Source organism: Rhizobacter terrae (assembly GCF_003852895.1).
Lineage (GTDB): Bacteria > Pseudomonadota > Gammaproteobacteria > Burkholderiales > Burkholderiaceae_C > Albitalea > Albitalea terrae.
Genome location: NZ_QUSW01000001.1, coordinates 957,234 through 982,631 on the forward strand (window position 1 = coordinate 957,234; position 25,398 = coordinate 982,631).

Sequence of the window (25,398 nt, forward strand, 5' to 3'; positions counted from 1 at the left end):
ATCACGTCGTCCCCGACGTCACCCCCACCAGCCCCTCGCACCGCACCACCGCCGCCGGCAGCGTCACGGTGAACGTGCACCCTCCCCCCACGCTGCTGTCCACCGCGATGGACCCATCCATCGCCGCCAGCAAATCCCGGCTGATCAACAGCCCCAGCCCGTGCCCCTGCACGTTGCTCTTCTCCGCACCCAGCCGATCGAACGGCTGGAACAGCCTGGCCCGCTGCTCCGGCGTCAGCCCTGGCCCCGTGTCGCGCACCTTGATGCTCACGCCCTCCCCCTGCGACCGAACGACCAGCGACACGCCGCCGTGCTCGGCGTTGTACTTCACCGCATTGCTCAGCAGGTTCACGAACACCTGCCGCACCGCGCGCCGGTCGGCATGCACCATCGCCCGCGTGTCGCCGCCCAGCGCGATGACGATGCCGCGTCGCCAAGCCTCCGGCTCGACGATGCGGATGGCCTCATTGAGCACATCCTCCACCTCGAAGCTTCTGCCGCCCACGCGCAGGCAGCCCGAGGCCGAGCGGCCCAGTTCCATCAGCACCTCGATGGTGTCGGCCATGTGCCCGCCGGTGCGTGCGATCTGATCGACCCACCGGTCCACCGGCCCGCCGTCGTGGCCCGGGCGCTGCCTCATGCGGATGAGCTGGGCCAGCCCGACGATGGCGTTCAGCGGCGTGCGCAGCTCATGGCCCACCTTGGACACCAGCACCGACTTCGCGCGGTTCGCAGCCTCGGCCTCTTCCTTGGCCAGCGTCATCTGCAAGAGCTGGTGCTCGCGCCGCCACAGCTCGGCCTTGGCCTGCACGCTCTCGGTGACGTCGCGCGCGGAGCCGCGGTAGCCGAGGAACACGCCATCGGCCGCCAGCACCGGCACCGCGCTGCGCGACACGAAGCGCACACGCTCGCCGTCGCGCTCGGCGCTGACCAGCCGCACCACGGGGTGGCGCTTGTCGAGCACGTCTTGCAGCGACAGCGGTGGCGAGACGGGCTCGCCCACCCAGTCCACCACCTGTGCGTGCTGCATGGCCTGGCCGACCTCGGGCTGCGCGTCGCCGGCCAGGCCGCGCGACTGGTCGCGAAGAATCCAGGTGTAGACACCCGCCGCATCGGTTTCCCACAGCCAGTCGCCGCTGGCATAGGCCACGTCCTCCACACGCTGGGCCTGCAGCGCGGCGGCCTGGGCCTGGCGTTCCATGCGCAGTTGGTTCGCCAGCGCCAGGCCCATGGCGTGCAGCGCTCGGTGCGCGGCGTCGTCCATCGCCGGCAGGTCGATCATCACCACGGTGCCCATCACCACGCCGTGCTCTCGCAGCACCAGCAGCATCAGGTGGCGCAGCCGCAGGCCCTGGCGCAATCCGTCCGGCTCGAAGCGGATGTCCACGCCGTCCGTCCCCTCGTCGGCTGCACGCGCCGCGCGGTGGCGCAGCGTAGGCACCAGGTGCTGCGGCATGCGGCCGCTCAGCAGCACGGTCTCGTCGCCGGGCACGATGAGCAGGCCGCCGCCGGCCCGCGCCATGCTCACCAGCGCGTCCAGCAGCAGGGCGCGACCTTCGCGCCACGTGGGCTCGCTGCGTTGGACTCTCGCGCAGCTGCGCGCTTGCAACTGCTCGTCGCGGCTGACCTTGATGCACATCGAAAGTCTCCTCACCCGAACCTCGGGTGGAGGCCTGGCTCGCTGTTCACGAACCCTGGATCACCACCATCTCCCTGTCGTTGGCCATTCGTCTCGCGGCTCGGCAGATGTCGAGGAAGTCCGCAGGATGCAAGGACGCCCCGCCCACCAGCACGCCATCCACCCCCGGGCAGGCCATGATCGCCGCCGCATTGCGCGGGTTCACGCTGCCGCCGTAGAGCACGCGCATCGCGCCCTGGTGCATGCCGGCCTGGAAGTGCAGCGTGCGTTCGATGAGCCCCAGCGTGTCGGCGATGACACCCGGTGCTGCGGCGTCGCCGCTGCCGATGGACCACACCGGCTCGTAGGCCAGCACCACCGCGCTCAGTGCGCGGCCCAGCACCCGTGCCAGCGGCGCGAGCTGGCGCTTGAGCACGGTCGCCGTCTCGTTCGCATCGCGCTCGGCCGAGGTCTCGCCGATGCACACCACCGGCGTCATGCCCGCGGCCAGCACACGGTGCGCCTTCTCGGCCACCAGCGCGTCGGACTCGCCCAGCGCCACGCGCCGCTCGGAGTGACCGACGATCACGTAGCGCGCCCCCAGCCGTGCGATCAACTCGGCCGAGACCTCGCCGGTGTGCGCGCCGCCGGCATGCACCGAGCAGTCCTGCGCGCCCCAGCGCAGGGGCGAGGCCTGCAGTGCCGAATGGGCCGCCGGCAGCAGCGGGAAGGGCACGCACACGGCCGCATCGCAGGCCAGGCCGTCGCGCTGCACGGCGTGCGCCAGGTCCCACAGGTCGGCCGGGCTGCCGTGCATCTTCCAGTTGCCGATGACGAGCTTGTTCATGCTCACTTGATGAACTTTCCGTTGCGCGAGAACACCGTGAGGTCCACCTGGGCCGGCGTGCGGCGGGTGCGTGCGTTCGAGTAGAAGCCGGCGACGAAGCCGCCGAAGTCGCGCGGCGCGCTGGCATCCAGCGCCTCGGCGAGCCGGGCCGGCGTGATCTCGTGGGCGCGGCGCAAGGCATCCACCAGCAGGTTCGCGGCCAGCCACGCCTCCATGCCCGCGAAGGATGGGTCGATCTTGCGGCGTGCGCAGAAGGCCTGGTAGTGGCGGCCGACCTGCGCCGAGGCCGTCCATGGGAAGGGCACGACCTGCGTCACCGAGATGCCCGTGGCCAAGGGGCCGAGCTGTTGCATCAAGGGTCCGCCACCGACTGTCGACAGCGTGTAGAAGAGACCGGTGTAGCCCACGCGCCGCACGGCTTCCACGAAGCGTGCGCTGGCCACGTAGTCCGACCCCAGCACGATGGCCTGCGGGTCGCGCACCAGCACCGACGACACCGCGCCCGGCAGGCTGTAGCGGCTGCCTTCATGGTCCACGCTGCTGATGGACGCGACCTGGCTGCCGCGCGCCTCGAAGGCAGCGATGAGCGCATCGCGCAGCTCCCAGCCCTGCGAGTTGTATTCGGACACCAGCGACACGCGCTGGATGCCGATCTGCCGCGTGTGCCGCGCGATGTAGTCGATCTCGTCCACATGCCCGGCGCGCAGGTTGTAGACCCACGGCAATGCGCCGGAGCGCAGCTCCTGCGAGCCGCTGACCGGGGCGATGTACGGCAGACCCTCCTCTGCCGCCCCTCTCGCCCCGGCCCGGTGGGCCCCCGCCCCCACGAAGCCGAACAGCGCGACCACGCGATGCTCGGCCGCGAGCAGCTTGACGTTGACCGCCGTGCGCTCCGGCCGGTCTTCATCATCGAGCGTGGTCAGCTCGATGTCGCGTCCGTTGATGCCGCCTTGCGCATTGACTTCAGCGAACACGGCCAGCGCCGTGTCGCGGAAGGCAATGCCCACCTGCGCGAGGGACCCGCTGATGGGCGCCGATTGCCCGAGGCGGATCGGCGACCTGTCACTGCTGATGGCCTGGCAGGCCACCGGCCACAGGGCCGGCGGCACCGCCGCCAACCCCATGCCAAACAACACATTGCGACGGTCCATGGCCCGGCTCCTACCAATGCAGCGCCGCGGTGTGCACCGGCGCGTCCCACAACGACTTCAGCTCTTCATCGAGCACCGTGACCGTGAGCGAGGCCCCGGCCATCTCCAACGACGTCGTGTAGTTGCCCACCAGCGAGCGCACCGGCTTGAAGCCCTGCGCACGCAGCTGCTCGGCGGCGCAGTGGTACAGCAGGTACAGCTCCATCTGCGGCGTGCCGCCGAAGCCGTTGACGTGCAGCAGCACTTCGCTGCCGCGCTCGGGCTTCAGGTCGCCGACGATGGCGCCCAGCAGGTCCTCGACGATGCGCGAGGCGGGCTTGATCTTCTCGCGGCGGCGGCCGGGCTCGCCGTGGATGCCCACGCCGACTTCGATCTCATCGTCGCCGATGTCGAAGGTGGCACGGCCGGCCGCCGGCACGGTGCAGCTGGTGAAGGCCACGCCCATCGATGCCGTGGCCGCGTTGACGCGGTCGCCCACCGCCTTGCATTCCATCAGCGTCGCGCCGCGCTCCGCGGCGGCGCCCACCATCTTCTCCACCATCAGCGTGCCGGCCACGCCGCGGCGGCCGGTGGTGTGCGTGGAGTTCTCCACCGCCACGTCGTCGTTGACGAGCACGGTGGCGTTCTCGATCTCCAGCATCTCGCTGGCCATCTGGAAGTTCATGGAATCGCCGGCGTAGTTCTTCACGATGAATAGCACGCCACGGTCCGCATGCACCGCCTCGGCCGCGGCCAGCATCTGGTCGGGCGTGGGCGAGGTGAAGACCTGGCCCGGGCAGGCGGCGTCCAGCATGCCCCGGCCGACGAAGCCGGCGTGCAGCGGCTCATGCCCCGAGCCGCCGCCCGACAGCAGCGCCACCTTCTTGCTGGCGCGCTGGACCCGCGCGATGAACGTGGGCTCGAACTCGACGCGCAGCAGCTCCGGGTGGGCCGCCACCATGCCGCCCAGCGATTCACGCATGACGGCATCGATCTCGTTGATGAACTTCTTCATACCGTGACCTCCTGCAGAACGGTCTTGCACACAGCCCCGATGGCGACCTCGCAGGTCTTGCAACCCGGGTCGATGTGGCCCAGCGCGCGCTCGCCGAGGAAGTACGCGCGGCCCTTGGTGGCGATCATGTCTTTCGTGGCGAGCATGTTGCGTTGCGCCTCCTCGTGCATCTGCGCGCACAGCTCGGGCAGCCCGGCGCCTTCGTCCGTCATGCGAGAGAGCAGGCGCGAGGCGGGAATCAGCACGTCGAGCATCGTCTTCTCGCCCACGTCGGCCTTGCCGCGGCTCTTGATGGCCTCCACGCCGGCGGCGAAGGCCGTGGCGAACTGGCGGCGGTCGGGCTCGTCGATGCCCTCGAAGCTCTTGCCCATGGCGAGGAAGAAGCTGGAGATCAGCGGCCCGGAAGCGCCGCCGATGGTGCCCAGCAGCTTCAGGCCGATCTTCTGCAGCGCGATCGAGGGCGGCGCGTCCTGCAGGGATGGGCTCAGCGCGACCAGCACCTCGCAGCCGCGGCGCACGTTGATGAAGTGGTCGCCGTCGCCGATCGCGCGGTCCAGCGATTCGATCTCGGATTCGTGACTGAGGATGTCGTGCTGCACGGCAGCGATCGACGCGAGGATCAAGGCAGTGTTCATTCAGTAACTCCCATCAAACAGGCAAGCGCTGGCCCGATGCGTCGAAGAACAGGCAACGATCGGGCGGAAAGGAAAGGCGCACCGGCGCGCCGGGATGCAGTGCCTGGTCCATGCGCGTGTGGGCGCGGACCTCCACGCCGGAGCGCTCGGCCACCACCAGGTGCTTGACCAGCGAGCACTCGATGACGTCGAAGTGCGAGGGGCCGTTGCCCGCGCCCACCGCCACGTCTTCGGGACGGATGGCCACGTGCGTGGCCCGCGGCGGCCCGCTGCCCTCGAACCATTCGGCCGGCAGCACATTGATGGCCGGCGCACCCAGCCGCTGCGCGACGTGCAGCGACTGCGGGTCTTCGTAGACCTGCAGCGGCGTGCCCACCTGCTGGATGCGGCCGTGCTCGAGGATGGCGATGCGGTCGGCGAGCGTGGTGGCCTCGACCTGGTCGTGCGTCACGTACAGGACGGTGGCGCCGCTCTGGCGCTGCAGGCGCTTGAGCTCGACGCGCAACTCCTCGCGCAGTTGGGCATCCAGCGAAGACAGCGGCTCGTCCATGAGGAACACCCGCGGCTCGCGCACCAGCGCCCGGCCGATGGCCACACGCTGCATCTCCCCGCCGGACAGCGCCGTCGCCTTGCGGTGCAGCTTGTTCTCGATGTGCAGCGTCTGCGCGACGCGCTCCACGCGCTGCTTGATCTCAGCGGGGGGCGTGCGACGCATCGGCGAGCGCAGCGGAAAGGCGATGTTGTCGAACACCGTGAGGTGCGGGTACAGCGAGTACTGCTGGAACACGAAGGCGCAATCGCGCTGCGCGGGCGGCATGTCGGTGATGTCTTCACCGTTCATCAGCACCCGCCCCTCGTCGGGCCGCTCGATGCCGGCCACCAGCCGCAGCGTGGTGGTCTTGCCTGCGCCGCTCGGGCCCAGCAGCACGAAGAACTCGCCGTCTTGCACATCCAGCTGGAGGTCGTCGACCGCGGTGACCGGGCCGAAGCGCTTGGTGACGCCTGACAATGAAATGCTAGCCATGGCACATGCTCGGCTTGTGGGTGGAGGTGGTGATGCTGGGCAGCAGGCGTTCGGTGGTGGCGTCGAACAGCACGACGCGCTGCGTGTCGAAGCCCAGGCCCACGGCATCGCCTGCCTTGGGTTTCATGCTCTTGTCGACGACCGCCTTCAAGGAACCGGCCGAACTCGTGAGCTCGGCGATCCAGTGCGAGCCGAAGTACTCGACGTGCTGGACCTGCGCATCGAGCCCGGAGCCCGGCGCTCCGAGGTGGACGTGCTCCGGCCGCACGCCCAGCAGCGCACTGCCGGCCGCGGCTTCGATCATCGGCACATCCACCGACTGCCCATCCAGCGCCACGCGCTTCATGCCCGCGGACACCGCCCCGTTGACCTTAAGCAGGTTCATCGGCGGCCGCCCGATGAAGCGCGCCACGAACACGCAACTCGGAAAGTTGTAGATGCCCTGCGGATCGTCCGCCTGAAGGATCTCGCCCTGGTTCATGACGACGATGTGGTCAGCCAGCGCCATCGCCTCGTTCTGGTCATGCGTGACGAACACGGTGGTCGTCTTGAGCTTCTCGTGCAGCTTGCGCAGCTCCACGCACATCAGCTCGCGAAACTCGGCATCGAGCGTGCCCAGCGGCTCATCCATGAGGAACGCCTTGGGCTGCCGAACGATGGCACGACCCAGCGCCACACGTTGCCGATCGCCACCTGCCAGGCCACCCACGCGAGACCCGAGCAGATGCTCAATCCGCAGAATGCCCGCCACTTCCTTGATGCGCCGATCAATCTCCACCCGAGGCAACCGCTCATTGCGAAGCGGAAACTCCAGGTTGTCCCGAACGCCCATGTGCGGGTACAACGCAAACAACTGGAACACCATCGCGATGTCCCGCTCGCGAGGCCGACGGTAGGTCACATCCTCACCATCGAGCAGGATCTGCCCATCGGTCGGAAACTCCAGTCCGGCCACCATGCGAAGCGTCGTGGTCTTGCCGCAGCCCGAGGGCCCCAGCAGCACGACGAACTTGCCGTCTTCAAGCAGCAGCGACGAGTTCTTCACCGCGGTGAAGTCCGCGAATCGCTTCTGCAGGTTTTGGATTCGGATCTCGGCCATGGTTCATTGGCCTCCTGGACGATTGGTGGGTGCAGAGAGCGGCTGGCGGCCGACTCCGCTCATGTCCCCCGGACTGGGCTGCGCCCAGTCCTCCTCCTTTACTTCGCTACGTCGGCCACCAGCCGCTCTTTGCAAACACCCCCGTGCCGCACCATCGCCGCGAACACCTGGTGCAGGAACGGGTGGGCGGGGCGTGCTGCGTAGCGAAGTAAAGGAGGAGAGGCCGGCCGCAGGCCGGACTCGGGGGACATGAGCGGAGCAGCACGCCCCGCCCGCCCGTTCCCGCGAAAAACGAAAGCTCGGTACAGCGAAGTAGTTCATGACATCAGTGAGGCAACTTGCCAGCGATCGAATACCCGACGACACCAGCCAACAGCACAGTGAAGGCATAGCTGAAGACATCGATGGACCAGGGCTGCATCAGCATCACCAGCCCAAGCCCGATGAGCCCAGTGGTGACGCGCTCCCAGGGAGTCCGGCGGAAGAACTTCATTTGCGGATCGCTCCGAAAGTGATGCCGCGCAGCAAGTGCTTGCGCAACAGCACGGTGAAGAACAGCACCGGCAGCAGGAACAGCGTGGTGCCCGCTGCCATCGCAGGCCAGTCCAGGCCGCCCTCGCCGATGATGGTCGGGATGAACGGGGGTGAGGTCTGCGCCGTGCCGCTGGTCAGCAGCAGGGCGAAGGCGTATTCGTTCCACGCGAAGATCAGGCAGAAGATCGCGGTGGTCGCAATGCCCGTCGCGGCCTGCGGCAGCACCACCTTCACGAAAGCTTGCCAGCGCGTGTAGCCGTCGACCATCGCGGCCTCTTCGTACTCGCGCGGGATCTCGTCCATGAAGCCTTGCAGCAGCCACACCGACAGCGACAGGTTCACCACCGTGTACAGCAGGATGAGGCCCAGGTGCGTGTCGTTCAGCCCGACCTGGCGGAACATCAGGTACACGGGAATCGCGATCGCGATGGGCGGCATCATCCGCGTGGACAGGATGAAGAACAGCAGGTCTTCCTTGGCGGGGACCCGAAAGCGCGAGAACGCATAGGCGGCCAGCGTGCCCAGGGCGACCGACAGCAGCGTGGAGCCGAAGCCGATCAACAGTGAGTTGGCGTAGCGGTCCGTGAAGCGCGAGGGGCCCGCGAGGATCATCTGCTGATCGCGCACCAGGCTCTCGTACCAGGTCTTGGGCGGCGGCAGCGCGGCCAGTTCATCCGCACCGACGCGAGAGCGGGTGGTGAACAGGTTCACGTAGCCGATCAGCGACGGCTGCGCGATGACCTTGGGCGGGTACGCGATGGCGTCTTCGGGCGTGCGAAAGCTCGTCATGAAGATCCACACCAGCGGGATCAGCGAGATCAACGCGTAGGCGATGACGGTGGTGCCGGCGAACCACTTGGCGCGTGCCGTCGGCTCCAACGGCGAGTGAGGAATGGTTTTCATCGCTGCTTCACCTTCTCAAGGAAGCGCACTGCCACCAGCGACAGGCCATAGATCGCCACGAAGAGGATGATCGCGAAGGCCGAGGCGTAGCCGGTACGCCACTTCTCGAAGGCCTCGCGCTTGAGCGAGATCGACGCGAGCTCCGTCACCGACCCAGGGCCGCCGTTGGTGAGGTTGTCCACCAGGTCGAACATCTTGAAGTTCTCGATGGTGCGAAACAGCAGCGCCAGCAGGATGAAGGGCATCACCATCGGCAGCGTCACGCGCCAGAACTTCGTCCACTCCGAGGCCCGGTCGATCTCGGCCGCTTCGTAGAGGTAAGGCGGAATGGAGCGCAGGCCAGCGAGCAGCAGCAGCATCACGTAGGGCGTCCACATCCAGGTGTCCACGAGCACGATCGCCCAGGGCGAGAGCTGCGTGTCGCCCAGCATGGTGAAGGTGGTCGGCCCGCCGAAGAAGCCCACGATCTGGTTGAAGATGCCGTACTGCGGCTCGAAGAAGTACTTCCAGAAGGTGCCCACCACCGCAGGCGCCAGCATCATCGGCAGCAAGATGGCCGTGCTCCAGAAGCTGTGCGAGCGGAACTTGCGGTTGAGCATCAGCGCGAGGCCGAAGCCCAGCAGCAGCTGCAGCGAGATCGACCAGCACAGGAAGTGCGCGGTGACCTGCATGTGCTCCCACAGCGCTTCGTCGTTGAGCACGCGCTTGTAGTTGGCGATGCCCATCCACACGCTGTCCGCGCCGGGCCGGTTGGCCCGGTAGTTGGTGAACGAGAGCCAGATCGTCCAAAGCAGCGGGAAGATGTTGAAGGCCAGCAGCAGCAGCACCGTCGGCCCCACGAACAGCCAGGCCAGCGTCTTGTCGGACAGGCCCTGGCCCCGGCCCCGGCCGAAAAGGGCGGGTGCCCGGGAGCTTTCGCTCCCGGCGCCCCGCGAAGACAGTGGGTCTGGCCTCACCCCCCACCGTGCGAACACCATTGGTTTCACTTCATCTTCCCGGTTTTGGTTACTTCAGCTTCCCGTCTTCCTTGAACACTTCTTCCCAGTCCTTCTCGAGCGAGTCGAGCGCGGCCTGAGGGGTGCCCTTGCCGGCGACCACGTAGTCGTGCACGCGGTTCTGCATGGCCAGCAGCAGCTGCGCATAGGTCGGCTCGGCCCAGAAGTCCTTGACGATCTTCATGGAGTCGAGGAACACCTTGGCGTACGACGTGCTCTTGTCGAAGCCCGGCGCATTGAGGATGGCGGTGTGGCAGGTGAAGCCGCCGCTGTCCCACCACTTCTTCTGGACGCTGGGCTGCGCGAACCACTTGAGGTAGTCCAGCGCCATGTCCTTCTTGTCGGAGTACTTGACGACAGAGATGCCCTGGCCGCCGAGCTGCGCGAAGTGCTTGTCACCCTTGGGGATCGCGAAGAAGCCGGTCTTCTCGCCGCCGACGTTCGGGTCCTTGGAGATGCCCGGGAAGAAGGCGATGAAGTTCATCTGCATCGCGACCTGGCCCGACTTGTAGGCGTCGAGGTCTTCGGTCATGTAGGCGTTGGAATGCCCGGGCGGCGTGCAGCAGTCGTACAGGTCCTTGTAGAGCTTCAGGCCCTTGGCGGCGCCGGCGCTGTTGACGAAGCCTTTCATCTCGTACGGCTTCTTCGGGTTCTCGTAGTCGAAGCCGTAGGCGTACATGGTGTTCGTCACGCCCATGGTGATGCCTTCGGAGCCGCGCTCGGTATACAGAGCCGCGCCGTAGACCTTCTTGCCGTCGATCATGCGGTTCTGGAAGAACTCGCCGACCTGCTTGAACTCGTCCCAGGTCTTGGGGGCTTCGAGCGCGCGGCCGTACTTCTTCTTGAACTCGGCCTGCAGCTCAGGACGGGCGAACCAGTCCTTGCGGTAGGTGAAGGCGACGGCGTCGCCCATCGCGGGCAGGGCCCAGTAGTTGGGCGTGTTCTTGGGCCACTCCGAGTAGCCCGTCACGGTGGCGGGCATGAAGTCGCTCATCTTGATGCCGTTCTTGTCAAAGAACTCGTTGAGCTTGACGTAGTGGCCTTCGGTGGCGGCCGAGCCGATCCACTGGCTGTCGCCGATGAGCAGGTCGCACAGCTTGCCCTTGCTGTTGAGCTCGTTGAGCATGCGCTGCGCGAAGTTCGGCCAGGGCACGAACTCGTACTTCATCGCGATGCCCGTCTTGGCGGTGAAGTCCTTCGACAACTCGACCAGCGCGTTGGCCGGGTCCCAGGCCGCCCAGCACAGCGTGAGCTGCTTTTGCTGGGCCTGAGCGCCGGTGCTCATGAGCGTGGCGGTCACGAACGCGCCGGCCGCGATCGCCACCTTGGTCATCTTGGTCATCTACGTGTCTCCTGTTTGAGCGGTGAAGGCGGCGGAAGGGCCGCTGGGATGAACTTTATGTCGATCAAAAAATAAATCACTCAATAAAAACCCTAAACACATCTTCTTTGCCGATAAGCACATCACAGTTCGCGCGGCCGTGTGCAGGCAGGGGTGGCCCCGCTGGTCGATCACCCCGACTTCGGCGACACTCCGATGGATTTACTTTCCGGCGCGCCCAGGCGCCGCTTTCATGCCGAATCCAGTCACCATCACCCAGATCGCCGAAGCCGCCGGGGTCAGCACCGCGACCGTGGATCGGGTGCTGAACAACCGGCCGGGCGTGAACCCGACCACCGTGCACAAGGTCAGGGAGGCGCTGGCCACGCTGGGCGGCGGCGCCCCGGTGCGGGGGCGGCCGCGGTCGACGTCGAACTACCGCTTCGCTTTCGTGCTGCCGGGCACGCGCCGCGGCTTCTTCGACCTGGTGGACCGCGTCGTGGCCCAGGCGGCCGGCGAGTTCCGGCACCAGCACATCACCGAGATCACGCACCGCGTGCCGGTGGGCGACCCGAACGCCTGCGCGGCCGAGCTGATGAAGCTCAGCGACCTGGACGGCATCGCGCTGCTCGCGCCGGACGTGCCGCAGGTGAAGCTCGCCATCAACGAACTGGTGCGCGCCGGCGTGCATGTGGTGACCTTGTTTTCCGACGTGCCGGGCTCCATGCGCGAGACCGCCATCGGCGCCGACAACCGCGCGGCGGGCCGCACGGCCGGGTTGCTGGTGGGGCGGTCGATGCCGCGCGATCAGGCGGGCACCTGCGCCCTCTTCTCGCCGGCCACGCGCTACGCGGCGGAGATCGACCGGCGCATCGGCTTCCAGCAGGTGCTGGAGGAGCGCTTCTCCCACATCCAGCCGGCGCGCTTCTTCGACCTGCCCGAGTCGGAAGACGAGGCCTTCGACTACGCCCGCGGCGTGCTCGCCGCCAAGGACGGTCCGCCCCTGGGTGGCGTCTACAACGTGGGGCCGTCCAGCTTCGGCATCGCCCGCGCGATGACGGAGCTGGGCATCAGCCACGAGGCGACGATGTTCGTCGCGCACGACCTGCTCGAAGTGCACCGCTCGATGCTCATCTCGGGCAGCCTGGGCTACGTGCTCCACCAGGACGTGCACTACGCCGTGACGGCCGCGGCCCGCGTGCTGCGCGCGTTGTGCGACGGCGTGCGCGGCGCGCTGGTGGCGAGCAACCCGCGCGTGGAGATCCTGACCGCGGAAAACCTCGCGTGACACGGTCTGACGCGAGGTCCAGAATCCTCGATGGAGGACCCCCAGCGCCGTGAAGAAATTCATCAACTCGGTCGACGATCTCGTTCCTGACAGTGCCGCCGGGCTGGTCATGGCCCATGCCGACCTGCTGGCCCTCAACGAAGACCCGCTGTTCATCCATCGCCGCGTGCCCAAGCGGGGCTTGGTGGCGCTGGTCTCGGGCGGCGGCTCCGGCCACGAGCCCTTGCACAGCGGCTACGTCGGGCACGGCATGCTCGACGCGGCCTGCCCCGGCTTGGTCTTCACTGCGCCGGTGCCCGACCAGATCGTCGCCGCTGCGCAGCGTGTGGATGCCGGCCAGGGCGTGCTGCTCATCGTGAAGAACTACGCCGGCGACTGCACCAGCTTCCAGATGGCCAGCGACATGCTGGACATCGACCACCTCACCCTGCTCGTGAACGACGACGTGGCCGTGGAGAACTCCACGCACACCACCGGCCGGCGCGGCGTGGCCGGCACGGTCATCGTCGAGAAGATGGTCGGCGCTGCTGCAGAGGCCGGAGCAGATTTGTACGAATGCAAGGCACTGGGCGACCGCGTCAACGCGAGCACCACCTCGATGGGCATCGCCTTTTCCAGCTGCATCGTCCCCGATGCCGCCGCACCCACCTTCGACATCGGCGAGGGCGAGATGGAAGTCGGCGTGGGCATCCATGGCGAGCCGGGGCGCCACCGGCGTTCGATGATGCCGGCCGACAAGATCGTGGCCATGCTGCTCGAACCCATCCTGCAGGACCTGCGCCTCGAGCGCGGGCGCCAGGTGCTGCTGCACGTCAACGGCTTTGGTGGCACCCCACTCATCGAGCTGCACCTGCTGAACAAGCTCGCGACGGACCAGCTGCGCGAGCACGGCCTGCAAGTGCAACGCTGGCTGGTCGGCAACCACACCACCTCGCTGGAGATGGCCGGCGCCTCGCTGACCCTCACCGCGCTGGACGACGAGATGGTGTCCATGTGGGACGCATCGGTCATCACGCCCTCGCTGCGTTGGTGATCTACGCAGTCACGCCGTGAGCCTGAACAGGCTCATCGCATCCACCAACTTGCCCGCCTGAGATTCCAGGCTGCTGGCCGCCGCGGCCGACTGCTCCACCAGCGCGGCGTTCTGCTGGGTCATGTGGTCCAGCGTGTTCACCGAGCCATGCACCTCGCCCAGGCTGTCGGACTGCTTCCTCGTGCTCGCGGTGATGGTGACCAGCGCCTCGTTGACGCGCTGCACGCTGCCCACGATTTCATGCATGCGATCGTTGGCTGCATCGGCCAGCGCAGAGCCGCTGCGGATCTCGTCCGTGCTGGTGTTGATGAGCTGCTTGATCTCCTTGGCTGCATCCGCCGCGCGGTGCGCGAGGCTGCGCACTTCGTTGGCCACCACCGCGAAGCCGCGCCCGCTCTCGCCGGCGCGCGCCGCCTCCACCGCCGCGTTGAGCGCCAGCAGGTTGGTCTGGAAGGCGATGGCGTCGATCACCCCCGTGATCTCGCTGATGCGCTGGCTGCTGGTGGAGATGCCGGCCATCTTGCGCACCACCTGGCTCACCGCATCGCCGCCGCGTTGCGCGGCCTCGGATGCACCGCTGGCCAGGTCGTCGGCCGCGCGCGCCGCATCGGCCGCCTGCTGCACCTGGCCGTGGATCTGCTCCATCGCCGCCGTCGTCTCCTGGAGGCGGGCCGCGGCTTCCTCTGTGCGGCGACTCAGGTCGTGGTTGCCGCTGGCGATCTCGCTGGATGCGACCGAGATGGCATCGGCCGAGGAGCGCACCGCACCCAGCATGTCGACGAAGCGCAGGCGCATGGTCTCGACGCCGCGCATCATCTGGCCGATCTCGTCGCGGCGGTTGGTCTGCACCGCCGTGGCGAGATCGCCGTCGGCCACCGCGCCGAGCGCAGTGGTGACGGTGTGCAGCGGGCGGGCGATCCAGCGCCGCATCAGCACGTACAGGCCAGCACACAACGCGAGCGCGGCCACGGCGAAGAGCGCGAGGAAGGGCGCCAGCGTCTGCCACTGGGTGCGCATCGCCTCGCTGCTGGAGACCTCGCCGACCGCCCACCAGCCGGTGGAGGTGCTCTGGCGTGCGACGGCGAAGCGGTCGGTGGCGCGCGGCTGCAGCAGGGGTTGGAAGCCGGTGATCGCTGTGCCGGGTTGGCCATCGCGCACCGCCGCGAGCACGCCGCGGCCTGCGCCGCCGACCTCGGCGAGCGTTCGGCCACGCAGGCTCGCCGGCCAGGCCAGCACCGCGTCTGTGCCGCTGCGCGGATCGATCACCACCACGCCGCCTGAATCGAAGAAGCGGGCCGCCGCCACCGCCTGATCGAGCGCGCGGTCGAACTCCGTCAGGTCGAAGGCGACGAACAGCGCGCCGACGATGCGCTCCTGCAGGTCACGCACCGGCTGCAGCCGCGTGACGTAGGGCCGCCCGTACAGCGTCGTGCGGGCCACGTAGGGCTGGCCACGCAGCAGCGCCGCATGCGCCGGGTGGTTCGTGCCGACCACCATGCCCATCGCACGCTCCTGCTTCGCGTCCTTCAACGAGGTGCTGATGGCCACGAAGTCGTTGCCGCGCTTCATCAAGACCGCGGCCGCGCCGCCGGTGAAGTCGGTGAACTTGTCGCAGGGGTTGTGGTACTCGTTGAGCGCGATGCCCAGCTGAGTCAGGCGGCCGTTGGCCTCGTCCAGCGCGAAGTGCTTGCCGAACTGGTCGCCGAAGACCTTGAAGAAGCGCTCGACCATCAGCTTGGAGGTCTGGTCGTGGGCGTCCATGGCCTGGGCCACCGCTTCCACCTTGGCGTCCACCCAGGACACCGTGCGCTCCTGCGCCCGCTTGGCCAGCATCACCGTCATCACTGCGCTGATCGCGCCGATCACCGCCAGCAACACGGCTGCGCCGATGAGCGTGATCCGACCAGCGACGCTGCCGCCCGACCCGACCTTCACCTGGAACTTCATGGGATGTCTCCTGCTTCAGGCGGCGGGCCAGCCCCGCGCTGGTGTCGCCTCTAAGCACCATCTTCGGATTGATGTGAAATTTCTTTAGTTGATCTATTACGATTGATTTATTATTTACACGTCACAGGAAGTTTCCGTCGGGACAATGGGTTGCAGAAGCTTTCCTGATGACATCTCTCACTCGTAAATCAATCAATCTGGAGACATTTTTCATGAACAAGCGAGTCTTGTCGGGATTGGCCGCGCTGGCGGCCTGCACGGGCGCCTGGGCCGAGCCGTCGGTGACGGTGTTCGGCTTCCTGGAGGCACAGGTGGGTCGGCAGACCCAGAACGCCCCGGGCACCCAGCTCTACGACATGGGCGGAAGCCGGCTGGGCTTCAAGGGCGACGAAGACCTGGGCGGCGGCCTGAAGGCCTCGTTCTACCTGGAGCACCGGCTGAACCCGGACGACGGCACCGTCGGCGGCGGCGCCACGTTCTGGAAGGGTGGCTCATGGGTGGGCCTGAGCAGCGAGGGCATGGGCTCGGTGAAGCTGGGCCGCTGGTGGTCGCAGGCCTTCCTGAAGTCCCAGTACGCCTCCGACCCCTTCGGCATGGGCACGCTGGGTGAAGGCAGCTATCCCACGGTGGGCTGCGGCCCGGCCTTCTCCGGCGGCTGCCTGGGAGCGTTCTGGGTCAACAACTCGGTGAGCTACGAGAACAGCTTCGGGCCGGTGAGCTTCGGCGCGCAGTACTCGGTGGAAGCCGTGGGCACGGGCGGCAAGCACCCGGTCAACTTCGGCGTGAGCTACGGCGACGGCCCGCTGTACCTGGGCGCGGGCTACGAGGCCTCCAACGACGGCAGCAGCGACGAGCGCTGGACCTCGCTGGCCGCCACCTACGACTTCGGCGCGGTCAAGCTGTACGGCGGCTACGGCTCGGGCCAGGATGCGGCGCAGGTCAAGCGCAAGAACCTCATCGTCGGCTTCACCGCCCCGGTGGGCGCGGGGCAGGTCATCGGCTCGTACAACACGCAGGACCAGGGCGGCGTGAAGGTGGAGCAGCTGCTGTCGCTGGGCTACAAGTACTTCCTGTCCAAGCGCACCAACGTCTTCGCGGTCGTGGCCAGCGACAGCAAGGCACCGACGGGCACCAACAAATCCGGCTACGCGCTCGGCGTGTTCCACAGCTTCTGAAAAAAGGCCCCCCAGTCGCTGCGCTCCTGCCCCAGGGGTCACGCAGGGGCCCCTTCGTGGCCCTTGGGCGCCACCCTGCGGGCTGGCAAAGCCAGTCCCGCGGGCGTTGCTTGATGGATGCGTGCTGTGCGAGCAATGGGGGCCTTTCGCAACGAACTGCAACGCGCCCTGGACAGCGCAGGCACCGACAGTTTCAAATCCCGCCGTTCGCGATCACAAAACATAGCGCGAACGACACAAGGGAGAAAAAACATGTCATCACCGAACGGGTGGGCCGGCACGGGCCTCACCTGCGGGCGCGTCATCGCCCGCGTTGCCTCATTCACTTCAACCCCATTGGACCGCTTCATCGCAGCGAGGTACATGCGATGAGCCGGCGGACCTTGTTCATCATCGACGAGAGCCAGGCGTTTCGCGACACCGCGGCGCAGTGGCTGGATGCGGCGGGCTACCGCATCGTCGGCCTCGACGGTCCGCACGATGCGCTGCAGGTGCTGGGCGACTGGCAGGAAGCACGCATGCGCCCCGGCGCACCGCACGACCTGGCCTGCCTCATGATCGAGGTGCAGATGGCGGCCATGTCCGGCCTGCGCCTGTATGAGTCGCTCACGGCGCAGGGCCTGCGCCTGCCGGTGGTCTACGTCTCGCACGAGGGTGACGTGCCCACCGTGGTCGAGGCGATGAAGAAGCACCAGGCCATCGACTTCCTGGAAAAACCCACGCTGCCGGACCTGCTGCGCCAGGCGGTGGATGAAGCCTTCTGCCATGCGCACGAGATCATGCAGTCCTCGTGGGCGCAGCGCGAGTTCGAGCAACGCGTGGCCTCGCTCTCGCCGCGCGAAGCCGACGTGATGGAAGGCCTGAAGGACGGCAAGAGCAACAAGATCATGGCGCGCGAACTGTCGCTCAGCCCCAAGACGGTGGAGCTGTACCGCTCCAAGCTCATGAAGAAGATGCAGGCACAGAACGTCACGCAGCTCATCCGCATGATGAGCACGGGACTCGCGCTGTAGATGCCGGATGCAAGAACGGGGCGGGCCCCCTCAGGCCCGCCCCGTTTGCACCAGGAGAGTCGTCAGCCGCGCCGGATCAGAACGAGTAGCGCACGCCGGCGGTGAAGAGGTTCACCGTGGCGGTCTCGCCCGGGTACTTCACGTCGTAGTGGTCCCACTCGCCGACGATGGTCGCGTTGCCGTGCACCTTGTACTCGGCGCCCAGGCCGAACTTGATCGTCATCTTGGTCTTGGCGTCCACGCCCGTGGCCTTGTTGTTGCCGAAGTACATGCCCAGGCGCCCGTAGGCGTCGAACTGGCTGTTCAGCGGGTACTGGCCCACCACGTCTGCGATGAAGCCCGAACTCTTGGCGTCGCCGCCGCCCTTGAGGTCGGTCTTGCCGAGGTAGGCATAGCCGCCTTCGACACTGAAGTTGCGGTTCAGCCGGTAGCCGATGCCGCCCTTGAAGCCGAAGCCGCTGTCGTCGGTGGCGCTGTCGGACGACCACGACGAGATACCGCCGTTGAGGAAGGCGTAGGGGCCTGGTTCAGCCGCGGATGCAGACGCGGCGGCCAGGGACATGAGAAGGCTCGCGAGGAGCCGCTGGGTGGTGATGAGCTTCATGTGGATGTGTTGCTGGCAATGGTGATGACACCGGGCACAGCCACACCGTGAGTTGCTCGATCACTCAAGTACCCCCGGACACGCCGCCCCCGGCCGCAGCACGCAGCGCGGATGCGTCTTGGCGCCCTCCCCCGAACTGCGTGGCGTCGCAGGACAGGGTCCGCAAGGACCACGTCGCGACGCAGGGGGATTGAAGCGCAGCGGCGCGACCGGCGCATCCCGGCCGCTGCCTCTGTGGGGGCACCTCTGGGCAGGGGCCTATAGGGAAGTTCCTATCAGCCCGTGTAGCACTGGTAGACGATCTTGCTCACCTTGCCGCCCACTGTCTCGAAGCGGATGGAATCGTTCTCGCCCGTGTAGGTGGAGCGCAGTTCCGTGTCATCGGCCGATGCGGCTCCGAGGACGGATCGCACCGCTTTCACCGGCTGGCCCACGGCATACGGCGACAGCTTCTGCCACGTCGCGGCCGAGATCTCCGCCGAGCTCAGCATGTAGCGGTCCGCCTGGTTGGAGAAGGTGACGATGCCCAGCACCAGGCCCGGAAAACTCACCGTCTTGCGGGTGGCGGTGTAGCCCTCCCACTGCTCCACGCCCTGCACGCTCTCCTGCTGCACGCGCCCCAGGCGCATCAGCTCGGGCAGCGTCGCGGGCATGCGCAGGCCGTGTGCACCGGCGCTGCAGGTGAGGCCCTCGATGAACACCTCGGGGTTGCCCGCTGCACCGGCCAGCGACACCGAATGAAGCAGGCACAGCAAGCTCGGGACGAGCAGACGAGGCAGCAGTTTCATGTGTGCAAGCGATCAGCTGCGGCGACGACGCGCCACGAAGCCCATCACGCCGAGGCCGGCGAGCATGAGCGCATAGGTCTCGGGTTCCGGCACCGGGCTCGCGACCTTGATGCTGTCCAGCGCGAAGGCATTGAAGCCGCCGGTCAGCGAGGAGATGGGCTCGCTGTTGTCGCGCAGGCGGATCTCATCGAAACCGCCGCCGGAGAAGCCCACCCAGTGGCCCAGGCGGGTGTGATCGAGCGCGCCGCTTTGCACCACGCTGCCGCCCAGGGCGAGTTCGTAGTACAGGACCAGGTTGTCGGCAAAGTAGCCGCTGCCCGCGAGGAAGCTCACGTCGCCGAACTGACCGCCGCCTTGCAGGGTGATGGCGGTGTAGCCGGTGTCGCCCCCGTTGGGGTACCAGGCCCGGTCGCCCTGCGCGCCCCAGAAGGTGTAGGTGGTCCAGATGTCATTGGCCTCGCCGTTGACCTGGGTCACCGTGATGCCGTCTTCCGTGTAGGCCGGGCCGTAGGTGCTGGACTCCGGAAGATCCTCGAAGCCGTTGAAGTGCGCCGGTGCGGCGATGAAGTCCGTCGTCTTGAGCGTGGCCGCCTGCGCGACGCCCAGGGTGAAGGCCGCGATGGCCATGGCGAACTGGTTCAGTTTCATTCGTGTCTGCAGGTTGGTGTTCTGCCGGGAGCCGGCGACGCGGAGTGTGTCCGTGACATACGGTTTCAAGGACCCCGGGAATGAGGGGGTACCAGTTCGATACCAGTGAAAATGCGGCACTACGTCACAGCTTGCGTTTCCCGCCTGCGTGATGCTTCGTGGAAACCCGCAAATGTTTGGATGTGTGCAGTTCCTATCGCGCCAAAGCGCGAAAAACCGTCTCAAATACCGCGTAAATGCCGTGAACTTCAACCCTGATTCACGGCTCCAATCGAGCCTCGTGGTTTTATACTGGACCGGGCGATATGTCTTTGTCTCAAGCAGGAAGCGTGAATGTCATGGGTGCGAAACTGAAGGTTGCTGGTTGGGTTGCACTCGGAACAGTTGCCGGGGCCATGGCGACGATGTCGTGGCAGGCCACAGCGCGAAGTACCAGCCTTCCGCTTGAAGAACTGAACCAGCTCGCCTCGGTGTTCTCGATGGTCAAGAACACCTACGTGGACCCGGTCGACGAGAAGAAGCTCATCAACGATGCCATCGCCGGCATGGTCAACGGGCTGGATCCGCACTCTGCCTATCTCGAGAAGCAGAATTTCACCGAATTCAAGGAAAGCACCACCGGCAAGTTCGTCGGCGTGGGCATCGAGATCCAGATGGAAGAAGGCCTCGTGAAGGTCGCCACGCCCATCGAAGGTTCTCCCGCTTTCAAGGCCGGCCTGAAGTCCGGCGACCTCATCACCAAGATCGACGACACGCCGGTCAAGGGCCTCACCATGGACCAGGCCGTCAAGCGCATGCGCGGGCAGGCTGGCACCAAGGTCGTGCTGAACATCTTCCGCAAGGCCGAGAACCGCGTGTTCCCGGTCACCATCGTGCGCGAGGAAATCAAGGTCCAGAGCATCGTGGCCAAGGTCATCGAGCCGGGCTACGGCTGGATCCGCATCCGCCAGTTCCAGGAACGTTCGGTGGAAGACTTCAGCCGCAAGCTGGAAGACCTCTACAAGGCCGACCCCAACATGAAGGGCCTGGTGCTGGACCTGCGCAATGACCCGGGCGGCCTGCTCGATGGCGCCATCGCCGTGTCCGCGGCCTTCCTGCCGACGGACGTGACCGTGGTGTCCACCAACGGCCAGGTGCACGACGCCAAGCAGATCTTCAAGACCAACCCGTCCGACTACCTGCGTCGCCCCGGCATCGAGGATCCCGTCAGGCGCCTGCCCCCGGCCGTGAAGTCGGTGCCGCTGGTGGTGCTGGTCAACGAAGGCTCGGCGTCCGCCAGCGAGATCGTCGCGGGCGCGCTGCAAGACCATCATCGCGCCACCATCATGGGCGCGCAGACCTTCGGCAAGGCGTCGGTGCAGACCTTCACCTGCCTGGCCGGCCGCTACAGCATCGAGGACTGCCCGGGCCGCGGCCTGAAGCTCACGACGGCGCGCTACTACACGCCCAATGGCAACTCCATCCAGGCCAAGGGCATCGTGCCCGACGTGATGCTGGACGAGACCGCCGAGGGCAACGTCTTCGCCGCGCTGCGCACCCGCGAAGCCGACCTGGACAAGCACCTGAGCGCCGGCCAGGGCACGCCCGAGCAGAAGGACGCCGCCCGCGACAAGGCTCGCGAGGAAGCCCGCAAGAAGCTGGAAGAGGATCTGGCCAAGAACAACAACCAGCCGCCCAAGCCGCTGCCCGAGTTCGGCAGCGCCGAGGACTTCCAGCTGGTGCAGGCGCTGAACCGCCTGAAGGGCCGCCCGGTGCTGGTCAGCAAGACCATCGTCGAGCGCAAGGCGGAAGCCAGCACCACGACGAACTGAGGCCTTCGCGCCCCATGCAAAACGCCCGCAAGTCGCGGGCGTTTTTGTTGGTGGGAGGCGTAGGGTGGGTCGAGCGAGGAGCCCCCTACCTGGGCAGACGCATCTTCGCCAGCACGTCCTTGGCCTTCAGCTCGGAGTTCAACGACACCTCCAGCGGCGCACGAACCAGGCCCGCATGCTGGTAGTTGATGTTCTCGTACAGCTCGGCCGCCACCGGGAAGGTGTTCAGCACGGCGCGCAGGTCGTCGTCCATGGTGAGCCGGCCCAGTTCGTCGGACAGGCGGGCGGCCACCGACTTGTACTGCTCGGGCGCCACCGGCGTGGCGCTGCCTTCCAGGCGTTGCAGCAGGTGGGCCAGGGTGAAGGCCACGGCCAGCCGCTCGGGAAGCACACGGGGTTGGGTTGCGTTCATGACACTCCTCGAATCGCATCCGGGGCGATCGCCCCTCTGGCCTGAATCTGGGGCCACCCGGCTGCCTTGCAAGGCTTCCTGCTTGGGTATGCTGCCGCAATGAACGACGACCAGCTCCTGCGCTACTCGCGGCACATCCTGCTCGATGAACTGGGCGTGGAGGGCCAGACCCGCCTGATGGCCTCGCATGCGCTGGTGATCGGTGCCGGCGGCCTCGGCTCGCCGGTGGCGCTGTACCTGGGCACGGCGGGCGTGGGCACCATCACGCTGGTGGACCACGACACGGTGGACCTCACCAACTTGCAGCGGCAGATCGCGCACAACCTGTCGCGCGTCGGGCAGCCCAAGGCGGCCTCGGCGGCCCAGAGCATCGTGGCCATCAACCCGGAAGTGAAGGTGCTGGCGCTGCAGGAACGTGCGGACGCCGCCCGGCTGGACGTGCTCGTGCAGTCGGCCGACGTGGTCATCGACTGCAGCGACAACTTCAAGACCCGCCACGCCGTGAACGCCGCCTGCGTGGCGCATCGAAAGCCGCTGGTGTCCGGCGCCGCGGTCGGCTTCGACGCACAGATCTCCGTCTACGACCGCCGGCAGGAGAACGCCCCCTGCTACGCCTGCATCTTCCCGCCCGATGCCGCGTTCGAGGAAGTGCGCTGCGCCACCATGGGCGTGTTCGCGCCGCTGGTGGGCATCATCGGCGCGATGCAGGCAGCCGAGGCGCTCAAGCTGCTGGCCGGCGTGGGCAGCTCGCTGGCAGGCCGGCTGCAGATGCTGGACGCCCGCACCATGGAGTGGAACGAGATCCGCATCACCCGGCAGCAGGCTTGCCCGGTGTGCGGCCACGACCATTCACCTGACGACACTTCGAGGGGGTAAGCTGCGCGCATGAAGCCAACAATCAACGGGGCCGCCGACAAGCGCGGCGAACTGAAGGCACGCAACTTTCCCTCGGCGCAGCAAGAGGCGGTCAAGGGCGCACCGCCCACCCGCTACGACGGCCCGGAAAGCTCCTACCGCCTGGCCTTCACCGACACCGATTTCCTCCTGCGCGAAGACCTGCGCCCGGTGCGCATGCAGCTGGAGCTGCTCAAGCCGGAGCTGGTCCAGCAGGAGCAGCACATCGAGTCGACCATCGTCATCTTCGGCAGCGCGCGCATCGTGCCGACCGACGTGGCCCAGCGCCTGGTGGCCGATGCCGCCTCGGCGAACAACGAGACCGCGTTGCGCATGGCGCAGACGCACCTGTCGATGGCGCGCTACTACGACGAGGCGCGCCATTTCGCGCAGCTCGTGACGCAGAAGTCGCGCGAGCTGGCCACGCCGATCTACGTCGTCACCGGCGGCGGCCCAGGCATCATGGAAGCGGGCAACCGCGGTGCCTATGAAGTGGGCGGCAAGAGCATCGGGCTAAACATCGTGCTGCCGCACGAGCAGGCGCCCAACCCGTACATCACGCCGGAGCTGTGCTTCCAGTTCCACTACTTCGGCCTGCGCAAGATGCACTTCCTCATGCGCAGCATCGGGCTGGTGTGTTTTCCGGGCGGATTCGGCACCCTGGACGAACTGTTTGAGGCGTTGACCCTCATCCAAACCGGCAAATGTAGGCGTCGACCGGTGCTACTGTTCGGGCGCGATTTCTGGACCCGCCTGATCAATTTCGATCTGCTGGTCGAGACCGGCATGATCAGCCCGATGGACGTGGAACTCTTCCGATTCGTGGAGACCGCGCAGGAGGCATGGGACGTGCTGGAAGCGCACTACGGCTTCAGCCTGCGGGAAGATGCGAAGGGCGATCTCGCAGGCCAGCTCTGACTCCCTTCCTCGGACGCAGTGGACATGAATCATCGAATCAGCATCATCGGCGCGCCCACCGACATCGGCGCGGGTGTTCGCGGAGCCAGCATGGGCCCCGAGGCACTGCGTGTGGCCAACATCGTGCCGGTGCTGGAAGGCCACGGGCTGGAGGTGCTGGACCGCGGCAACCTGAACGGCCCGGCCAACCCCTGGCAACCTCCGAAGGACGGCTACCGCCACCTGAACGAAGTGGTGGCCTGGAACAAGGCCGTGCACGAGGCGGTGCATGCGGAGCTGGCACTGGGCCGGCTGCCGATCCTGCTGGGCGGTGACCATTGCCTGGGCCTGGGCTCCATCAGCGCCGTGGCACGCCACTGCCGCGAGACGAACAAGAAGCTGCGCATCCTCTGGCTGGACGCGCACGCCGACTTCAACACCAACATCCTCACGCCCAGCGGCAACCTGCACGGCATGCCGGTGGCCTGCCTGTGTGGGCACGGTCCGCAGGAGCTGATCGAGATCGGCGGTCAGGTGCCGGCCATCAGCCCGAAGTGGATCCGCCAGATCGGCATTCGCAGCGTGGACGCAGGCGAAAAGCGCTTCGTGCACGAGATGGACCTGGAAGTCTTCGACATGCGCTACATCGACGAGATGGGCATGCGGCATGCGATGGAGCTGGCCTTGGCGACGCTGGACATCAACACGCACCTGCACGTCAGCTTCGACGTGGACTTCCTTGATCCCGACGTTGCTCCGGGTGTGGGCACGACGGTGAAGGGTGGGCCGACCTATCGCGAAGCACAGCTGTGCATGGAGATGATTGCCGACACTGGTCGGCTGGCTTCACTCGATGTCATGGAGCTGAATCCGGCGCTGGATGTGCGCAATGCGACGGCTGAGGTGGCGGTGGATCTTATCGAGAGCTTGTTTGGCAAGAGCACCTTGATGCGGAAGTAGGCCTCGGGCCTTCGCGTCTTTCCGTTTGGGCAAAGGCACGGGCGGGCTGGGGGCGCTGCTCCGCTCATGTCCCCCGGTCCGGGCTTCGCCCGGCCCTCCTCCTTTACTTCGCTACGCAACGCCCCCAGCCCACCCGCACCTTTGCAAGTGGCATCGGGCTTCCTCGTCGCGCCAGCCCCTCGGTGCGAGCAGCACAGCGCAGTCGGCGCTACGCGCCGACCGCCACAGCCCCTGGCCCATGCCGCCTGCCGCGAGCCCACCCCATGGTCAACAAAGGTCAAGCACAACTCACCGTCACATCATGGTTGTGCGACAAGGTTGTCGTCGAAGTGACGGTGACCATCGACCCCGCCTTCAGCATCGCCAGCTGCGCCACCGTCAAGGTGATCGAGTGGTCGTGCGAAGCCGACCCCATGATGCTGTAGGTCTTGTCGGTGGTTGAATCCAGGTCAGTCTTCTGGATGGTGATCGAATGCCCGTGGTTGTTGGTGATGGTGGTCCCCGAGCAGGTCGTGGACGGCGCAGGAGCCGGTGCAGGGGCGTTGCTGTAGCTGCCGCCGCCTCCGCAGCCTTGAATGACCAGCACCACCGTGCTGCCGGCCAGGGATTCCAGGAAACGCTTGCGTGTCATGCTCATGTCGACTTGCTCCTCGTGGCCCGCGGGCCGTTGCGATGTGTCGTGGTCACGTGCGAACGCCAACGACCCGTCTGGACAAACCGTTCGCACTCGTGTGTACGCAGGCGCATGAGCGCCCATTCCGATGCGGCCTGGTCTCTTTTTGTGACCAGTCGCGTCCTGACCTACGG

25 protein-coding genes are annotated in these 25,398 nt (G+C 66.8%); 8 read left to right on the forward strand and 17 right to left on the reverse strand.

Annotated elements, in window-relative coordinates:
- Nucleotide 1 precedes the first annotated feature (1 nt).
- From DZC73_RS04410 to DZC73_RS04455, 11 genes are all read right to left on the reverse strand, one after another.
- Entirely contained in the window at nucleotides 2–1,639 is a 1,638-nt protein-coding gene (locus tag DZC73_RS04410) for a sensor histidine kinase (RefSeq protein ID WP_124538954.1), read from the reverse strand.
- Nucleotides 1,640–1,685: 46 nt separating this feature from the next.
- The gene (gene tpiA / locus DZC73_RS04415) at nucleotides 1,686–2,465 is read right to left on the reverse strand and encodes a triose-phosphate isomerase (protein ID WP_124538955.1); all 780 of its coding nucleotides are present in this window, start codon (nucleotides 2,463–2,465) and stop codon (nucleotides 1,686–1,688) included.
- Between the two features lie 2 nt (nucleotides 2,466–2,467).
- Entirely contained in the window at nucleotides 2,468–3,616 is a 1,149-nt protein-coding gene (locus DZC73_RS04420) for an ABC transporter substrate-binding protein (RefSeq protein ID WP_124538956.1), read from the reverse strand.
- A 10-nt stretch (nucleotides 3,617–3,626) separates the two neighbouring features.
- A complete protein-coding gene (gene dhaK / locus DZC73_RS04425; protein ID WP_124538957.1) occupies nucleotides 3,627–4,610 on the reverse strand; it encodes a dihydroxyacetone kinase subunit DhaK in 984 nt (327 codons plus the stop codon).
- Nucleotides 4,607–5,245: a dihydroxyacetone kinase subunit DhaL gene (gene dhaL, locus DZC73_RS04430; RefSeq protein WP_124538958.1), complete on the reverse strand. Its 639-nt coding sequence runs from the start codon at nucleotides 5,243–5,245 to the stop codon at nucleotides 4,607–4,609. The genes dhaK (DZC73_RS04425) and dhaL overlap by 4 nt, the downstream gene beginning before the upstream one ends.
- Before the next feature lie 13 nt (nucleotides 5,246–5,258).
- On the reverse strand, nucleotides 5,259–6,269 hold the full coding sequence (locus tag DZC73_RS04435) for an ABC transporter ATP-binding protein (protein ID WP_124538959.1): 1,011 nt from the start codon (nucleotides 6,267–6,269) through the stop codon (nucleotides 5,259–5,261).
- On the reverse strand, nucleotides 6,262–7,368 hold the full coding sequence (locus DZC73_RS04440; RefSeq protein WP_124538960.1) for an ABC transporter ATP-binding protein: 1,107 nt from the start codon (nucleotides 7,366–7,368) through the stop codon (nucleotides 6,262–6,264). The genes DZC73_RS04435 and DZC73_RS04440 overlap by 8 nt, the downstream gene beginning before the upstream one ends.
- 325 nt (nucleotides 7,369–7,693) lie before the next feature.
- Nucleotides 7,694–7,861, reverse strand: a complete 168-nt coding sequence (locus tag DZC73_RS29955; protein ID WP_198414776.1) for a hypothetical protein — start codon at nucleotides 7,859–7,861, stop codon at nucleotides 7,694–7,696.
- A complete protein-coding gene (locus DZC73_RS04445; RefSeq protein WP_124538961.1) occupies nucleotides 7,858–8,805 on the reverse strand; it encodes a carbohydrate ABC transporter permease in 948 nt (315 codons plus the stop codon). The genes DZC73_RS29955 and DZC73_RS04445 overlap by 4 nt, the downstream gene beginning before the upstream one ends.
- Entirely contained in the window at nucleotides 8,802–9,761 is a 960-nt protein-coding gene (locus tag DZC73_RS04450) for a carbohydrate ABC transporter permease (RefSeq protein WP_235834978.1), read from the reverse strand. The genes DZC73_RS04445 and DZC73_RS04450 overlap by 4 nt, the downstream gene beginning before the upstream one ends.
- Before the next feature lie 49 nt (nucleotides 9,762–9,810).
- The gene (locus tag DZC73_RS04455; protein ID WP_407924089.1) at nucleotides 9,811–11,133 is read right to left on the reverse strand and encodes an ABC transporter substrate-binding protein; all 1,323 of its coding nucleotides are present in this window, start codon (nucleotides 11,131–11,133) and stop codon (nucleotides 9,811–9,813) included.
- Between the two features lie 241 nt (nucleotides 11,134–11,374).
- Between DZC73_RS04455 and DZC73_RS04460 the strand changes: the two genes are divergently transcribed.
- Nucleotides 11,375–12,409, forward strand: a complete 1,035-nt coding sequence (locus tag DZC73_RS04460; protein ID WP_124538964.1) for a LacI family DNA-binding transcriptional regulator — start codon at nucleotides 11,375–11,377, stop codon at nucleotides 12,407–12,409.
- Between the two features lie 49 nt (nucleotides 12,410–12,458).
- Nucleotides 12,459–13,442 (forward strand): dihydroxyacetone kinase subunit DhaK, encoded by a 984-nt coding sequence (dhaK, locus tag DZC73_RS04465; RefSeq protein WP_124538965.1) that lies wholly within the window; start codon nucleotides 12,459–12,461, stop codon nucleotides 13,440–13,442.
- 9 nt (nucleotides 13,443–13,451) lie between these two features.
- Here the strand turns inward: dhaK (DZC73_RS04465) and DZC73_RS04470 are convergent, their stop codons facing one another.
- The gene (locus DZC73_RS04470) at nucleotides 13,452–15,389 is read right to left on the reverse strand and encodes a methyl-accepting chemotaxis protein (RefSeq protein ID WP_124538966.1); all 1,938 of its coding nucleotides are present in this window, start codon (nucleotides 15,387–15,389) and stop codon (nucleotides 13,452–13,454) included.
- A gap of 212 nt (nucleotides 15,390–15,601) precedes the next feature.
- On the opposite strand from DZC73_RS04470, the gene DZC73_RS04475 reads away from it, so the two are divergent.
- Nucleotides 15,602–16,564, forward strand: a complete 963-nt coding sequence (locus DZC73_RS04475; protein WP_161974446.1) for a porin — start codon at nucleotides 15,602–15,604, stop codon at nucleotides 16,562–16,564.
- Nucleotides 16,565–16,932: 368 nt separating this feature from the next.
- On the forward strand, nucleotides 16,933–17,577 hold the full coding sequence (locus DZC73_RS04480) for a response regulator transcription factor (RefSeq protein WP_161974447.1): 645 nt from the start codon (nucleotides 16,933–16,935) through the stop codon (nucleotides 17,575–17,577).
- 76 nt (nucleotides 17,578–17,653) lie between these two features.
- On the opposite strand, the gene DZC73_RS04485 is transcribed toward DZC73_RS04480, so the two are convergent.
- The 3 genes from DZC73_RS04485 to DZC73_RS04495 all read right to left on the reverse strand — a co-directional run bounded on the left by DZC73_RS04485 (nucleotide 17,654) and on the right by DZC73_RS04495 (nucleotide 19,617).
- Nucleotides 17,654–18,181, reverse strand: a complete 528-nt coding sequence (locus DZC73_RS04485) for a porin family protein (RefSeq protein WP_124538969.1) — start codon at nucleotides 18,179–18,181, stop codon at nucleotides 17,654–17,656.
- A gap of 275 nt (nucleotides 18,182–18,456) precedes the next feature.
- Nucleotides 18,457–18,969, reverse strand: coding sequence for a hypothetical protein (locus DZC73_RS04490; RefSeq protein WP_124538970.1), 513 nt, complete (start codon nucleotides 18,967–18,969; stop codon nucleotides 18,457–18,459).
- Between the two features lie 12 nt (nucleotides 18,970–18,981).
- Nucleotides 18,982–19,617, reverse strand: a complete 636-nt coding sequence (locus DZC73_RS04495) for a PEP-CTERM sorting domain-containing protein (protein WP_198414777.1) — start codon at nucleotides 19,615–19,617, stop codon at nucleotides 18,982–18,984.
- 338 nt (nucleotides 19,618–19,955) lie between these two features.
- Between DZC73_RS04495 and DZC73_RS04500 the strand changes: the two genes are divergently transcribed.
- Nucleotides 19,956–21,428, forward strand: a complete 1,473-nt coding sequence (locus tag DZC73_RS04500) for a S41 family peptidase (protein WP_124538971.1) — start codon at nucleotides 19,956–19,958, stop codon at nucleotides 21,426–21,428.
- A gap of 85 nt (nucleotides 21,429–21,513) precedes the next feature.
- On the opposite strand, the gene DZC73_RS04505 is transcribed toward DZC73_RS04500, so the two are convergent.
- A complete protein-coding gene (locus DZC73_RS04505) occupies nucleotides 21,514–21,840 on the reverse strand; it encodes a hypothetical protein (protein WP_235834979.1) in 327 nt (108 codons plus the stop codon).
- Nucleotides 21,841–21,939: 99 nt separating this feature from the next.
- Here DZC73_RS04505 and DZC73_RS04510 point away from each other — a divergent pair, with 99 nt between their 5' ends.
- The 3 genes from DZC73_RS04510 to rocF are packed head-to-tail and all read left to right on the forward strand — an operon-like array spanning nucleotide 21,940 to nucleotide 24,591.
- On the forward strand, nucleotides 21,940–22,716 hold the full coding sequence (locus tag DZC73_RS04510) for a HesA/MoeB/ThiF family protein (RefSeq protein WP_124538972.1): 777 nt from the start codon (nucleotides 21,940–21,942) through the stop codon (nucleotides 22,714–22,716).
- Nucleotides 22,717–22,725: 9 nt separating this feature from the next.
- Nucleotides 22,726–23,652 carry an LOG family protein gene (locus tag DZC73_RS04515; RefSeq protein WP_124538973.1) on the forward strand — a complete coding sequence of 309 codons (927 nt, stop codon included), beginning with the start codon at nucleotides 22,726–22,728 and terminating at the stop codon, nucleotides 23,650–23,652.
- Nucleotides 23,653–23,676: 24 nt separating this feature from the next.
- The gene (rocF, locus tag DZC73_RS04520) at nucleotides 23,677–24,591 is read left to right on the forward strand and encodes an arginase (protein WP_124538974.1); all 915 of its coding nucleotides are present in this window, start codon (nucleotides 23,677–23,679) and stop codon (nucleotides 24,589–24,591) included.
- 277 nt (nucleotides 24,592–24,868) lie between these two features.
- Here rocF and DZC73_RS04525 read toward each other — a convergent pair whose 3' ends face one another.
- Entirely contained in the window at nucleotides 24,869–25,228 is a 360-nt protein-coding gene (locus DZC73_RS04525) for a hypothetical protein (RefSeq protein ID WP_124538975.1), read from the reverse strand.
- Nucleotides 25,229–25,398: the final 170 nt, after the last annotated feature.

Bases quoted from the DNA above. Each gene is read 5' to 3' on its own strand.
- DZC73_RS04410 (WP_124538954.1), bottom strand. From the start codon at position 1,639: ATGTGCATCAAGGTCAGCCGCGACGAGCAGTTGCAAGCGCGCAGCTGC.
- tpiA (WP_124538955.1), bottom strand. From the start codon at position 2,465: ATGAACAAGCTCGTCATCGGCAACTGGAAGATGCACGGCAGCCCGGCC.
- DZC73_RS04420 (WP_124538956.1), bottom strand. From the start codon at position 3,616: ATGGACCGTCGCAATGTGTTGTTTGGCATGGGGTTGGCGGCGGTGCCG.
- dhaK (WP_124538957.1), bottom strand. From the start codon at position 4,610: ATGAAGAAGTTCATCAACGAGATCGATGCCGTCATGCGTGAATCGCTG.
- dhaL (WP_124538958.1), bottom strand. From the start codon at position 5,245: ATGAACACTGCCTTGATCCTCGCGTCGATCGCTGCCGTGCAGCACGAC.
- DZC73_RS04435 (WP_124538959.1), bottom strand. From the start codon at position 6,269: ATGGCTAGCATTTCATTGTCAGGCGTCACCAAGCGCTTCGGCCCGGTC.
- DZC73_RS04440 (WP_124538960.1), bottom strand. From the start codon at position 7,368: ATGGCCGAGATCCGAATCCAAAACCTGCAGAAGCGATTCGCGGACTTC.
- DZC73_RS29955 (WP_198414776.1), bottom strand. From the start codon at position 7,861: ATGAAGTTCTTCCGCCGGACTCCCTGGGAGCGCGTCACCACTGGGCTC.
- DZC73_RS04445 (WP_124538961.1), bottom strand. From the start codon at position 8,805: ATGAAAACCATTCCTCACTCGCCGTTGGAGCCGACGGCACGCGCCAAG.
- DZC73_RS04455 (WP_407924089.1), bottom strand. From the start codon at position 11,133: ATGACCAAGGTGGCGATCGCGGCCGGCGCGTTCGTGACCGCCACGCTC.
- DZC73_RS04460 (WP_124538964.1), top strand. From the start codon at position 11,375: ATGCCGAATCCAGTCACCATCACCCAGATCGCCGAAGCCGCCGGGGTC.
- DZC73_RS04470 (WP_124538966.1), bottom strand. From the start codon at position 15,389: ATGAAGTTCCAGGTGAAGGTCGGGTCGGGCGGCAGCGTCGCTGGTCGG.
- DZC73_RS04475 (WP_161974446.1), top strand. From the start codon at position 15,602: ATGAACAAGCGAGTCTTGTCGGGATTGGCCGCGCTGGCGGCCTGCACG.
- DZC73_RS04480 (WP_161974447.1), top strand. From the start codon at position 16,933: ATGAGCCGGCGGACCTTGTTCATCATCGACGAGAGCCAGGCGTTTCGC.
- DZC73_RS04485 (WP_124538969.1), bottom strand. From the start codon at position 18,181: ATGAAGCTCATCACCACCCAGCGGCTCCTCGCGAGCCTTCTCATGTCC.
- DZC73_RS04490 (WP_124538970.1), bottom strand. From the start codon at position 18,969: ATGAAACTGCTGCCTCGTCTGCTCGTCCCGAGCTTGCTGTGCCTGCTT.
- DZC73_RS04495 (WP_198414777.1), bottom strand. From the start codon at position 19,617: ATGAAACTGAACCAGTTCGCCATGGCCATCGCGGCCTTCACCCTGGGC.
- DZC73_RS04500 (WP_124538971.1), top strand. From the start codon at position 19,956: ATGGGTGCGAAACTGAAGGTTGCTGGTTGGGTTGCACTCGGAACAGTT.
- DZC73_RS04505 (WP_235834979.1), bottom strand. From the start codon at position 21,840: ATGAACGCAACCCAACCCCGTGTGCTTCCCGAGCGGCTGGCCGTGGCC.
- DZC73_RS04510 (WP_124538972.1), top strand. From the start codon at position 21,940: ATGAACGACGACCAGCTCCTGCGCTACTCGCGGCACATCCTGCTCGAT.
- DZC73_RS04515 (WP_124538973.1), top strand. From the start codon at position 22,726: ATGAAGCCAACAATCAACGGGGCCGCCGACAAGCGCGGCGAACTGAAG.
- rocF (WP_124538974.1), top strand. From the start codon at position 23,677: ATGAATCATCGAATCAGCATCATCGGCGCGCCCACCGACATCGGCGCG.
- DZC73_RS04525 (WP_124538975.1), bottom strand. From the start codon at position 25,228: ATGAGCATGACACGCAAGCGTTTCCTGGAATCCCTGGCCGGCAGCACG.